Annotated in this window: 11 protein-coding genes; 7 read left to right on the forward strand and 4 right to left on the reverse strand. The window is 34.6% G+C overall.

The window, feature by feature from the left end:
- Window positions 1–5: 5 nt before the first annotated feature.
- Window positions 6–386, forward strand: a complete 381-nt coding sequence (locus RMR09_RS03230; protein WP_296687021.1) for a TraR/DksA C4-type zinc finger protein — start codon at window positions 6–8, stop codon at window positions 384–386.
- A 117-nt stretch (window positions 387–503) separates the two neighbouring features.
- The gene (locus RMR09_RS03235) at window positions 504–1,106 is read left to right on the forward strand and encodes a lipoprotein signal peptidase (RefSeq protein WP_310594479.1); all 603 of its coding nucleotides are present in this window, start codon (window positions 504–506) and stop codon (window positions 1,104–1,106) included.
- Between the two features lie 59 nt (window positions 1,107–1,165).
- Here RMR09_RS03235 and RMR09_RS03240 read toward each other — a convergent pair whose 3' ends face one another.
- From RMR09_RS03240 to panC, 4 genes are all read right to left on the reverse strand, one after another.
- Entirely contained in the window at window positions 1,166–1,576 is a 411-nt protein-coding gene (locus RMR09_RS03240; protein WP_310594384.1) for a hypothetical protein, read from the reverse strand.
- A 247-nt stretch (window positions 1,577–1,823) separates the two neighbouring features.
- Window positions 1,824–3,185, reverse strand: coding sequence for a DNA repair protein RadA (radA, locus tag RMR09_RS03245; protein WP_310594385.1), 1,362 nt, complete (start codon window positions 3,183–3,185; stop codon window positions 1,824–1,826).
- Between the two features lie 131 nt (window positions 3,186–3,316).
- Complete coding sequence (panD, locus tag RMR09_RS03250) at window positions 3,317–3,667, reverse strand: aspartate 1-decarboxylase (protein WP_310594386.1); 351 nt, start codon at window positions 3,665–3,667, stop codon at window positions 3,317–3,319.
- Between the two features lie 14 nt (window positions 3,668–3,681).
- Window positions 3,682–4,530 carry a pantoate--beta-alanine ligase gene (gene panC / locus RMR09_RS03255; RefSeq protein ID WP_310594387.1) on the reverse strand — a complete coding sequence of 283 codons (849 nt, stop codon included), beginning with the start codon at window positions 4,528–4,530 and terminating at the stop codon, window positions 3,682–3,684.
- A gap of 107 nt (window positions 4,531–4,637) precedes the next feature.
- On the opposite strand from panC, the gene RMR09_RS03260 reads away from it, so the two are divergent.
- The 5 genes from RMR09_RS03260 to RMR09_RS03280 all read left to right on the forward strand — a co-directional run bounded on the left by RMR09_RS03260 (window position 4,638) and on the right by RMR09_RS03280 (window position 13,597).
- The gene (locus tag RMR09_RS03260) at window positions 4,638–5,444 is read left to right on the forward strand and encodes a glycogen/starch synthase (protein ID WP_310594388.1); all 807 of its coding nucleotides are present in this window, start codon (window positions 4,638–4,640) and stop codon (window positions 5,442–5,444) included.
- Between the two features lie 21 nt (window positions 5,445–5,465).
- Window positions 5,466–7,037, forward strand: coding sequence for a DUF4270 domain-containing protein (locus tag RMR09_RS03265; RefSeq protein ID WP_310594389.1), 1,572 nt, complete (start codon window positions 5,466–5,468; stop codon window positions 7,035–7,037).
- 9 nt (window positions 7,038–7,046) lie between these two features.
- Window positions 7,047–8,894 (forward strand): glutamine--fructose-6-phosphate transaminase (isomerizing), encoded by a 1,848-nt coding sequence (glmS, locus tag RMR09_RS03270; RefSeq protein WP_310594390.1) that lies wholly within the window; start codon window positions 7,047–7,049, stop codon window positions 8,892–8,894.
- Between the two features lie 299 nt (window positions 8,895–9,193).
- A complete protein-coding gene (locus RMR09_RS03275) occupies window positions 9,194–12,010 on the forward strand; it encodes a TonB-dependent receptor domain-containing protein (protein ID WP_310594391.1) in 2,817 nt (938 codons plus the stop codon).
- A 27-nt stretch (window positions 12,011–12,037) separates the two neighbouring features.
- Window positions 12,038–13,597, forward strand: a complete 1,560-nt coding sequence (locus RMR09_RS03280) for a G-D-S-L family lipolytic protein (protein ID WP_310594392.1) — start codon at window positions 12,038–12,040, stop codon at window positions 13,595–13,597.
- Window positions 13,598–13,735 lie beyond the last annotated feature (138 nt).

Genomic DNA, 13,735 nt, shown 5'->3' on the forward strand with positions numbered 1-13,735 from the left:
GAGTCATGGTAGATGAAATTGCAAGATACTCAGATGCTGATTTAGCAGAATTCAAAGAGTTAATTCAAAAGAAAATACAAAAAGCCCAAGAAGATTTAGACTTGATCAAAAGTGCTTATATGAATGATTTGAATAATGGAACAGATGATACGTCTCCCACATTCAAAGCATTTGAGGAAGGTAGTGAAACCATGTCTAAAGAAGCCAATTCACAATTAGCTATTCGTCAAGAAAAGTTCATTCGTGATTTGAAAAATGCGCTTTTCCGTGTAGAAAATAAAACCTACGGAGTGTGTAAAGTAACAGGTAAATTAATCAGTAAAGAACGTTTGCTAATTGTACCTCACGCAACTATGAGTATCGAAGCTAAAAATATGCAACGATAGATTATAATTGTACTCACTTACTTATTCCAAATTCCAAAAATTGCTGTTTAGAAATTTTGGAATTTGGAATTTTTATTTTTGGAATTTATTTACTTTTGCCGCATGAAACAAAATTCAATCTCATTACGTAACGCTTATTTACTTGTTGTTCTTATACTGGTAGTAGATCAAGTGTCAAAAATTTATATTAAAACCAACTTTATCTTAGGAGAAGAGGTGGAAGTGTTCTCCTGGTTTAAAATATATTTTATTGAAAACGAAGGAATGGCATGGGGAACGCGAATTCCTGGCGAATACGGAAAGTTGATATTGACTGTGTTTCGTTTGTTTGCAGTAGCCGGAATAGGGTATTGGCTTTGGGATTCAGTTAAAAAGAGACACAGTTCTAATTATTTGATTGTTGCTATTGCCTTGATTATGGCGGGTGCTTTTGGGAATATTTTAGACTCTGTTTTTTACGGAGTAACGTTTGATGATAGTCAGCAAAATGTAGCCACTTTATTTTCAAATCAACCTTATGGAACATGGTTTCATGGAAAAGTAGTGGATATGTTTTATTTCCCTATTTGGCAAGGTAATTTACCTGGCTGGTTACCTATTTGGGGCGGAAAAGAATTTACATTTTTCAATGCTATTTTTAATATTGCTGATGTAGCTATTTCGACAGGCGTGGGAATTTTACTCTTTTTCAATAAAAAAGCATTTCCAAAGCACGAGTAATCAATGTATCAATATAGAGTAAAGGCTTCAATTCGTATGAAATGAAGCCTTTTTTTGTGTTATTGTGTATAAAAATCTCTTACTTTGGCCACAATTTGATTGACGGTCATTTTATCAGAAGTATCGATACCTTTTAATTTGTCAGGTGTAATTATACGTTCTTCCTGAATCCGTTTTTTTAATTGGGTTTTAGCTCCAGCGGGACCAAAAACGTACAATTCATCCGATTTTTTGATATAATCAATTATAAAATCCATAAAGTAATTAGTTTGTTCCTTTTTACGATTGCTAAGTTGTGTTTCGTTAGCATTATGGTGGTTACCTGAAAATGTTCCTTTATTACCTTCTCGATTATGATGTGATTTGTTTTCAATATCCGAATCGATTTCGGTAATACTTTCCTTCTTTCCGTCTAAGCAAACAATGATTGCTTTTGAGCTGTCAATCCAAATTCCAGTTTGTCTTTTCATGATTTCTTTTTTTAAGTTAAAACATTGTTTTACTTAAAGTTACGAAATAAAATAAGGCAAGAATAACAATTAACGCTGCATTAACGATTCATGTGTTGTTGGGGTAATAAGTACAATGTCATTAAGTAATACAAAAGACGAACATTCTGTCATTCCGACGTAAGGAGGAATCTCATTAGTTGCTTTGGTTGTAAGATTCCTTCTTTGTCGGAATGACAAAACAACTAAAAATTGCAATTAATATGTGTTACCCAAATAATTCGCCAGCTACATCTTCAATTTTAGCGACTAATCGGATTTTGATACCGGTATTTTTCAAGGCTATTTTGTTGTATTTGGATACAAATATGGTCGAAAAACCTAACTTTTCAGCTTCTTGGATGCGTTGGTCCACGCGGTTTACAGGTCGAATTTCGCCTGAAAGACCTACTTCGCCCGCAAAGCAAAAATCTTTATTGACAGGAATGTCTTCGTTCGAAGATAAAATAGCCGCCACCACTGCCAAATCAATAGCAGGATCATCAACGGATATTCCACCAGTGATGTTTAAGAAAACGTCTTTGGCACCCAAACGAAAACCAGCACGTTTTTCTAAAACGGCTAAAATCATATTCAGTCTTTTGGCATTGTATCCTGTTGTACTACGTTGCGGAGTTCCATATACTGCAGTACTTACTAAAGCTTGTATTTCGAGCATCAAAGGGCGCATGCCTTCTAAAGTAGTGGCAATGGCGGTTCCTGATAATTCTTCATCTTTGTGCGAAATCAAAATCTCCGATGGATTAGACACTTCGCGCAAGCCACTGCCTAACATTTCATATATTCCAATTTCGGCAGTGGAGCCAAAACGATTTTTAAGCGAACGCAAGATTCGATACACATGATTTCTGTCGCCTTCAAATTGCAAGACGGTATCTACCATGTGTTCTAAAATTTTTGGTCCAGCGATGGTGCCGTCTTTGGTAATATGACCAATTAAAATTACGGGAATATTGGTTTCTTTGGCAAATTTAATCAACTCAGCAGTGGTCTCTCTAATTTGAGAAATGCTCCCTGGAGTCGATTCAATATAATCGGTATGCAGCGTTTGAATCGAATCAATAATGACGATTTCAGGTTGGATAGCCTCAATTTGTTTGAAGATGTTTTGGGTTTTAGTCTCAGTTAAAATGAAACAATTGTCCCCATTTGGGGTAATACGTTCCGCACGCATTTTAATTTGTTTTTGGCTTTCTTCGCCCGAAACATAAAGCGTTTTATAAGGTAAACTCAATGAGATTTGTAGCAAAAGCGTACTTTTTCCAATACCAGGTTCTCCTCCTAAAAGAATTAAAGAACCAGGAACAATTCCGCCTCCTAAAACACGATTAAGTTCATTATCTGTAGTGTCTAAACGAATTTCTTGAGTAGAATCGATTTCATTTATTCGCAAAGGTTTAGGTGCTTTTCCGGCAGCCGCCGGTTCGCTTTTCCAAGCCACTTTTTCTTGTTTCTGAATGATTTCTTCGGCAATAGTGTTCCATTCTTTGCAGGCATTGCATTGACCTTGCCATTTGGCATATTGCGTACCGCAGTTTTGACAGAAAAAAGAGGTTTTAACTTTCGACATACTTCTTGGAATAAATTGATTCCAAATTTACAGTAAAGAATGGTCTAAAAAAATAATCGGGTAATAGATTATTGTTAAAACAAAAAACCACTCCTTTTGAGAGTGGTTTTGTATATCAAATTAATCCTTAATTAAGTTAAGGAATTGTCATTTTCGTTAGGAAAAATAATCCAAGGTGTAAAGGTTTTGGCCTCTTCAAACTCTAATGTGGCATACGAAATGATAATAATGATATCATCTTTTTGAACTTTTCGAGCCGCTGGACCGTTCAGTGTAATGGTGCCTGAATTTTTTTCTCCTTTAATTGCGTAGGTTTCAAAACGTTCGCCGTTGTTTACGTTAACAATAGCCACTTTTTCACCTTCAATAATATTAGAGGCTTCGAGTAAGGCTTCGTCAATAGTGATGCTACCGATGTAATTTAAATCGGCTCCGGTTACTTTAACGCGGTGTATTTTTGATTTTACTACTTGAATTTGCATGGTGCAAAAGTAAATTAATTTAGTGAAATGGTATCAATCAATCGAATATTGTTAACAAAAACCGCAATAAATGCACGGTAATTCTTATTTTTTTCTTTGGTGACGCAAGGTAAAAGTGTTTCTTCATCGGCAATGACAAAGTATTCTAAATCAAATAGTGAGTGGTTTTTAAATGCTTCTTGAACATATTGATTCACGCTTTCTATGGATTCAGTTTTAAATTTCTCTTTTGCCTGAACTAAGGTTTGGTATATCAAACTAGCTTGGTTTCTTTCGTCGGCGGATAACCGCTCATTTCTGGAGCTCATCGCTAGTTGATTGGCTTCTCTATAAATAGGACAACCTATTATAGTTACTTCTAAATGATTTTTAGCAACTAATTTTTTGACAATCTGTAATTGCTGAAAGTCTTTTTCGCCAAAATAAGCATTTGTTGGCGTTACAATTTCAAACAATCGTTGTACAATTGTCCCCACTCCATTAAAATGTCCAGGTCTAAATTTACCCTCCATTTGATTTTCTAATCCTTCAAAATCAAAGGATTGAGAAACGGGATTCCCATCGTAAATATCTTCAACTGACGGAGCATATACAATTATTTCTGGACTTAAAGCAGTAATTTTTCTTACGTCTTCGTCTAATGTTCGAGGATATTTGGCTAAATCTTCGGGGTTATTAAATTGAGTTGGATTGACAAAAATACTCACTACAGTACACTCATTTTCTTGAAGTGAACGTTCCATCAAAGCCAAGTGTCCAGCATGCAAAGCGCCCATGGTTGGGACAAATCCAATAGTGGAATGTGCTGATTTAATAGGTTTTAGGTGGGCTATTAAGGGTGCTTTTCCGTGGAAAATCTGCATGTTAGATGTTTTAAATGGAGTGCAAACTTAACATATTTGTTATAAAGTGCATAAATTTTTGTAATTTTGCTCGGTTTTTATTGCCAAAAAATTAAGTAAATTACAATATGAAAGACAAGAGGATATTATATGTATCATCTGAAGTAGTTCCTTATCTTGCTGAAAATGAGGTTTCTTTGATGTCCTACGATGTGCCGAAAATGATTAATGATCAAGGCGGACAGATTAGAATTTTTATGCCAAGATATGGAAATATCAATGAGAGAAGACATCAATTGCATGAGGTAATTCGACTTTCAGGGATGAATTTGGTAGTAAATGATTTGGATATGCCATTGATTATCAAGGTGGCGTCTATTCCAAAAGAAAGAATACAGGTTTATTTTATTGATAATGATGAGTACTTCAAAAGAAAAGCTACTTTCACAGATGATGAGGGCAATATGTACCCAGACAATGATGAACGCGCTATTTTCTTTGCCAAAGGAGTAGTTGAGACAGTAAAAAAACTGAATTGGGTTCCCGATATTATACATGTTCATGGATGGATGGCAGCTATGTTGCCTATATACATGAAGCATTTTTATAAAAATGAGGCCTTGTTTTCAGAGACTAAGATCGTTACTTCGGTGTACAGTCAGTCTTTTGAAGGGACATTGGATGCGGAAATGATTAATAAAGTGAAATTTGATAATGTGCCTTTAGAATCTATTTTGGATTTGGAAGTACCTGATTACGAAAACATTATTAAAGCTACTGTTAAACATTCTGATGCTGTTATTATTGCTTCAGAAAATCTATCGCCAAGTTTAACAAAATTTATAGAATCTTCAGGAAAACCTTTTTTACCTTTCCAATCGAAAGAAGTATTTGCAGAAGCATATACTAATTTCTATAAAAATGAAGTTCTTTAAAATTAAACTTTACAACAAAACATGTACAATACCTCTTTTATTAAGAAAGCACTTTTATTAGTAATAAGCATTACTTTTTTATACTCTTGTGATAAAGATTATAATTCTATCGGTGGAAATTTGATGGGTGATAATCATTTTGATTTATTGCAATATACTTCTCCTGTGGTAGCACACAATCAAAAAACAGGTCCTGTCGCTTCAAATAATTTGGCAATAAATGCGTTGGGGATTTATGATGATCCTGCTTTTGGAAAGACTACATCACATTTTGCGACTCAATTAAATTTAGATGTTGTAGCTCCAACTATTGGTGCTAATGCGATTGTCGATAGTGTATATTTGTCAGTGCCTTATTTTAGCACACTTACCACCACTAATACCGATGGTAGTCATGTTTATGAATTAGATTCTATTTATGGGGGTACAGCACCTATAAAATTGAGTGTATACGAATCAGGTTATTACATGAGGGATTTAGATCCTTTAGGATATCTTCAACAATCACAGTCTTATTTTACAGATCAAAACACAGTATTTGATAATGCTAAAATTGGGTCAAGATTAAATAATTCAACAGATACCAAACAAAACGATGCTTTTTTCTTTAATCCAAAAGAAATTGTACAAACAACAACGGCTACGGATGGAAAAGTAACAACGACTCGTTCCGTACCTGCCATGCGTTTGAAACTTAATAGTACTTTTTTTGCCAATAAAATTTTAAATGCACCAGACAAATTAGTTACTAATGATGTCTTTAAAGATTACTTTAGAGGGTTGTATTTTAAAGTAGAAAATGTTTCTGGTAGTGCTGGAAGTATGGCAATGTTGAATTTTAAAGCAGGTAAGATTACAATTAGTTATCGGGAAGATTCTACGGATGCAAATGGCGTGACCACGAAGGTTCAAAAATCAATAGATTTGAGTATGACTGGAAATTCGGTTAGTTTATTGGATCAAAGTGGCGTTAATGGAACGTATTCTTCGGCAATAAATAATCCTAATACTTCTCTTGGAGATGCTAATTTATATTTAAAAGGAGGAGAAGGTTCGATGGCAGTTATTAATCTTTTTAATACTCCTGGCGAATTGGATTTAATTAGGAGTAAAGGTTGGTTAATCAATGAAGCTAATTTAGTTTTTAGCATTGATGCCTCTAAAATGGCGAATAGCACAGAGCCTAATCGAGTGTATTTATACGACTTGACTCATAATATTCCAGTGTACGATTATTATACTGATGCTACGAGTGCAGCAAATGCAAAAAACTCAAAATACATCTTTAGTGGATTAATTAATAAAGAAGCGGTTACTAATGGGCGAGGACAAACCTATAAAATTAGAATTACAAATCAGATTCGAAATCTAGTAAAACATGCCGATTCAACTAATGTTAAGTTGGGACTTGTAGTTACTGAAAGTATTGGAGATGCCTCATTCACTAAATTGAAAACAGCTAATACGTTTTCAACTAAAGTTGCAAAATCATCAGTTATGAGTCCGCTAGGAACGATTCTTTACGGAAGTCATCCTTCTGTACCAGAAGATAAAAGATTGAAACTTCAAATTTATTATACAAAACCTAATTAGACTAAAAATATGTGTGGAATAGTTGGATATATTGGTTATAGAGAAGCTTATCCTATTGTTATCAAAGGATTAAAAAGATTAGAATACCGTGGATATGATAGCGCAGGTGTCATGTTGTACGATGGTGAAAACCTAAAATTATGTAAAACTAAAGGTAAGGTCTCTGATCTTGAAGCAAAAGCAGCTACAGAGATTACTTCTAATGGAACTATAGGAATAGGACACACAAGATGGGCTACTCATGGGGTGCCTAATGATGTCAATTCACACCCACACCTTTCTAATTCAGGTGATTTAGCAATAATTCATAACGGAATTATTGAAAACTATGCGCCTTTAAAAGAAGAATTAATTAAAAGAGGATATGTTTTTCATTCGGATACTGACTCTGAGGTATTAGTTAATTTGATTGAAGATATTCAAATCAAAGAAAAATTAAAATTAGGAAAGGCAGTTCAAGTAGCTTTAAACCAAGTAGTAGGTGCGTATGCTATCGCTGTTTTTGATAAAAAAAATCCAAATGAAATTGTAGCAGCTCGTTTAGGAAGTCCATTGGCCATTGGAGTTGGAGAAGGCGAATATTTTATCGCTTCGGATGCATCTCCATTTATTGAATACACATCAAATGCTATTTATTTAGAAGATGGTGAGATGGCTAATATCAGGCTTCATAAACCAATGAAAATCAGAAAAATTAAAGATGATTCATTAGTAGATCCTTACATCCAAGAGCTTCAATTAAATTTGGAACAAATTGAAAAAGGAGGTTACGATCACTTTATGTTGAAAGAAATCTACGAGCAACCGAATGTAATTAAGGATACTTATAGAGGAAGATTGCATGCTAATGAAGGGTTGATTCAAATGGCTGGTGTAGAAGATAATTTGGAAAAATTTCTTAACGCAGACCGAATCATCATTGTGGCTTGTGGAACATCGTGGCATGCAGGTTTAGTTGCCGAATATGTTTTTGAAGAATTTACAAGAATTCCAGTTGAAGTAGAATATGCTTCAGAGTTTAGATATAGAAATCCAATTATTAGTAGTAAAGATGTTGTTATAGCTATTTCTCAATCAGGGGAAACTGCCGATACAATGGCAGCTATTAAGTTGGCAAAAGAACACGGAGCTTTTGTGTTTGGGGTATGTAATGTGGTAGGTTCATCTATTTCAAGAGAAAGTCATGCGGGAGCTTACACTCATGCAGGTCCTGAAATTGGAGTAGCTTCAACCAAAGCATTTACAACTCAAATTACAGTTTTGACAATGATAGCGTTGCGTTTGGCAAAAGCCAAAGGAACGTTGTCAAATTCAGATTTCCATAGGTACTTACAAGAATTAGAAATAATTCCTGAGAAAGTAAAAGAAGCTTTGGAAACAAATGATAGAACCAAAGAGATTGCAGCTACTTTTAAAGAAGCTCACAACTGTTTGTATTTAGGTAGAAGATATAATTTCCCGGTTGCTTTAGAAGGAGCTTTGAAATTAAAAGAAATATCGTATATCCATGCAGAAGGATATCCAGCAGCCGAGATGAAACACGGTCCAATTGCTTTAATTGACGAGCAAATGCCTGTAATCGTAATTGCTCCTAAACAAGGGCATTATGATAAAATTGTAAGTAATATTCAGGAAATTAAATCAAGAAGTGGGCGTATTATAGCTGTGGTAACAAAAGGAGATACACAAGTTCGTGAATTAGCGGATTATGTGATTGAAATTCCAGAAACCTCAGATGCCTTATCTCCATTAATTACAACCATTCCATTACAGTTGTTGTCGTATCATATTGCAGTTATGCGAGGGTGTAATGTAGATCAGCCAAGAAATTTGGCTAAGTCTGTTACGGTGGAATAAACCTATATTCATAATTAATAACAAACACAAAAAGCGAGATATTTCTCGCTTTTTGTGTTTGTACTGTATTGCAAATTCTAATTTTTGTTATTTTTCTACTATTTGTTATTTTTTGTTTGTCTCTCTGGGGTTTTTAATTACGTAAGAAACGATTTGTTATTAATAGTTTAATTAAATCGGCTATAGATTAATTATAAATGAGAAGAATTGTTGTTAAATATGAAATTTTTGACCTCTAATTTTAATAATAGCCAAAAATATTTGTATTTTGGTCGCATAAACCAACAAAATTTTAACCAATGAGAGTATACTTACTTTTTTTGACCTTGTTTTTTTGTAGCATTTCATTTGCGCAAAATTCAATTTCAGGTTCTGTTTCAGACAGTAATAATCAACCTATTCCAGGGGCTAATATAAAAGTTACTGGACAAACACAAGGAACAATAACTGACAACGAAGGGAAATTCATCTTGAGTTCGTCTAAAAAATTCCCTTATCAAATCGAAATTACCGCTTTAGGTTTTGGATCTAAAAAAGTAATGGTTTCGTCTTCGAATCAAAAAGTAGTTGTGAAATTACAGGATGAAGAGACTAAATTAAATGAGATTGTGGTTTCTGCTTCAAGAACACCAGAACGTGTTTTAGAATCGCCAGTAACCATTGAAAGAATGGGTATTGCTGACATTAAGAAAACGGCTTCGGCTACTTTTTATGAAGGATTAGAAAACATGAAAGAGGTTCAAATGAACACTAGTAGTATGTCTTTTAAATCAATCAATACAAGAGGTTTTGCTACAGTAGCTAATACTCGTTTCATGCAATTAGTGGATGGAATGGACAACTCTTCTCCTTTGTTGAACTTTGTAATTGGGAACATGATCGGTGTTTCTGAGATTGATGTTCAAAGTGTGGAGTTATTACCTGGGGCATCGTCTGCTTTGTATGGAGCCAATGCTTTTAATGGTATTTTATTTATGAATAGTAAAAGTCCATTTACTAGCGAGGGAGTTAGAGCGTATGCTAAATATGGTCAAACTAGCCAAAAAGCAGCGGGTGTTAATGATTATGTAGATTACGGAATTCGTATGGCAAAAGCGTTCAATCCTTACTTTGCTGCAAAAGCAAATATAACCTTCATGAGAGGAACGGACTGGTACGCTACTAATTATGATGATAAAACGGTTGCGGGAAGAGATAGAAGTAATGTGAATTACGATGGTATCAATGTATACGGTGATGAGGTTTCTACTAATATTAAAGGAGTTGGAAATGCGCTAGCATCTATGGGATTAATTCCAGCAAGTGCTGTTAATTTGTTGCCTAGTTCAAATGTAAGTAGAACAGGGTACAATGAGGTAGATTTGACAGATAATAAAGCAAGTAATGCTAAAATTGATTTCTCTTTACACTTTAGACCTTTCGGAAATGAAAAATTAGAAGTGATTTGGCAAAGTAAGTTTGGTTTCGGAAATGCCGTTTACCAAGGAGCGAATAGATATTATTTGAATGATTTCTTTATGCAACAACATAAATTAGAGTTCAAAGGTAAAAACTTTTTCGTAAGAGGATATACTACTACTGAAGACGGAGGACATTCGTATGACATGTTGTTTACAGGGATTAACATCAACCGTAAATGGAAATCAGATAGTCAATGGTTTGGAGAATATGCAGGAGCTTATATCCAATCTACTTTAGCAGGTATGACTCCTGAAAACGCCAATAAAATTGCAAGAGCTACGGCTGATACCGGTAGATTTTTGCCAGGTACTGCTGAATTCAAAAATGCATTCAATCAAGTAACTAATGAAGCAAGTGTACTTTCAGGTTCTAAATTAGTAGACAACTCTAGAATTTATCATTCAGATGCTAATTACAACTTTAAGGATGTAATCAAATTTGCCGAAATTCAAGTAGGTGGTTCATTCAGACAATACCAGTTGAATTCACACGGTAGAATTTATACAGATGCATCTGGTCCAATTAACTACAATGAATATGGAGCGTATACACAATTAACTAAAAAATTGGTAGACGACAGATTGAAATTTACGGGTTCATTGCGTTATGATAAATCTAAAAACTTTGAAGGTAATTTTTCTCCAAGAGTTTCCTTGGTGTATTCTGCAGGAGAAAGTAGAAAACATAATTTCAGAGCGTCTTTCCAAACTGGATTTAGAAATCCTTCAACTCAAGATCAGTACATCGGATTTAATGTAGGAAGTGCTATTTTGTTAGGATCTGCTCCAGACAACTTGACAAGATATACGGAAACATTGCCTATAGCTACAGCAACAGGGCAATTTTTTGCAGGAGGAACTTCGGTTAATATTACAGGATTGAATGCTTATAATAACTCTTATACTGCTTCTTCTGTTGCTGCTCTTACTGCTTCAGGAAATCCAGCTTTGTTGAAAAAAACAAATTTAGCTTTTGTTAAACCAGAAGCGGTTAAAGCATTAGAGTTAGGATACCGTTCAGTTATTAAAGATCTTTCAGTTGATATCAACGGATACTATAATGTATACAATAACTTCATTGGAAATTTAAATGTGGTAGCTCCATTATATGGAAAAGCGCAAGATGCTCCAAATCCAGCTGGAGGGGCAACCGATTTAGGTACTCAGTCTTTGCATGCACTTCAAAACGGAAATTATAGAGCATTCCAATTGTATACTAATACAGATGTTGAAATTAAATCACTTGGGTTTGGTTTAGGTCTTTCTAAAAAAGTATATAAAGATTTTGAGGCAGGAATCAATTATAACTATGCTGAGTTTAATTTTGATCAAGCTAAAGACCCTAGTTTTAAAGCAGGTTTTAATACACCTAAACATAGAGTAAAAGCTTCTTTTGGAAATGAAAAATTATTTAAAAATTTCGGATTTAACGTAAGTGGAAGATGGAATAGCGAATATTTATGGCAATCTACAATGGTGGATGGTATGATTAAATCAGCAACTGTAATTGATGCACAAGTGAATTATTTGTTACCTAAATTAAAATCGACTCTTAAAATTGGAGCGGCTAATATTGGTGGAAAAGAATATACTCAAGTGTTAGGTGCAGGTGCTATTGGTCAACAATACTTTGCTTCATGGACAATCAATCCGTAATTGGTTACTAATTAAAAAAATACAATCATGATAAAAAATTTCAAGTGGCTAGTATTGGTTTCGTTGACCTTTGTAGCGTGTACTAATAATGATGATACTACAGTTGTAGAAGAACCTGTTGTTGCAGGTTCGGCAAATTTTACTAAATATGTTGCTTTAGGAGATTCTTTTGCGGCAGGATATAGTGATGGAGCGCTTTTTAAAACAGGTCAAGAAGGATCATATCCAAATATTTTGTCACAACAATTTGCAGCCGCTGGTGGAGGGGATTTTAAAATTCCTTTTACTTCGGATAATATTGGAGGATTACTTCTTGGAGGAAATGTAATTGCAGCGCAACGTTTGTATTTTAACGGGTCGGCTCCAGTATCGGTTTCTGGCGCTCCAACTACAGAAGTAAGTACAAAAGTTACAGGTCCATTTAATAATTTAGGAGTTCCTGGAGCTAAAAGTTATCATTTAGTTGCTGCTGGTTACGGGAACGTAGCTGGAGTAGCTGGAGGATTGGCTAACCCTTATTTTGCTCGTTTTTCAACTTCTGCAACTACTACGGTTTTAGCAGATGCATTGGCACAGTCTCCAACTTTCTTTTCTTTATGGATTGGTGGTAATGATGTGTTAGGGTATGCAACATCTGGAGGTGTTGGTGTAAACCAAACAGGAAATAATAATGCAGCAACGTATGGTTCAAACGATATTACAGATCCGGGCGTTTTTGCGTATGTGTATAATGCTTTAATTACAAATTTAACGGCTAATGGCGCTAAAGGTGTTGTGGCAAACTTACCATATGTTTCTACTCTACCATATTTTACAACAGTTCCTTACAATCCACTGAGTGTTTCAGTATTAGGTTCTGGTAATACGGCAGTAGGACAAGCTACAATTTCAGCTTTGAACACGCAATTGTATGGCCCTTTAAAATCGGCATTAACCTATTTAGGTGCGGGAGATAGAATTAATTTATTGTCTACAACTGCTTCTAATCCTTTATTAATTAAGGACGAATCAATAACTAATTTATCCGTACAATTAACAGCAGTTTTAACACCTACATTGGGTGCTCAAAACGCTGCTTTTTACGGTGCAGTGTATGGTCAAGCACGTCAAGCTAAAGCAACGGATTTAGTGTTGTTGCCAACACAGTCTGTTATTGGAGCAGCTCCAACTGCAACCAACTCGGGATTAGGAATGGCTCCGCCGTCTCCATTAAATAAATTTGGTATAACTTTCCCATTGCAAGACGCACATGTTTTAATTCCATCTGAAGCAGCCGAAATTAAAATTGCAACTGATGCCTACAATGCAAGTATTAGAGCAATTGCTGATTCAAAAGGATTGGCTTTTGTAGATGCTAAAGCAATTATGGATAAATTGTCAACTACAGGAATAGTAAGTAATAACTTCACAATGAATTCAATATATGTTACAGGTGGTTCTTTCTCACTTGACGGAGTTCATCCAAGTCCAAGAGGGTATGCTTTAATCGCCAATGCATTTATTGATGCCATTAATGCTAAATATTCTTCTACTTTGAAGAAAGTTGATTTAGGGAAATATAGAATTTTATATCCTTCAAGTTTATAGTTGAAATAAACTATTCATATTTAAATAACAAGCCATCACATTTTTATGTGGTGGTTTTTTATTTACAACTAAATTTATCCTGATTTTTTTAAAAAAAATTATTGATTTTATATTTTAAAAATTATCTTTGCACTCTGT

Source organism: Flavobacterium sp., from assembly GCF_031537875.1.
Classification (GTDB): domain Bacteria; phylum Bacteroidota; class Bacteroidia; order Flavobacteriales; family Flavobacteriaceae; genus Flavobacterium.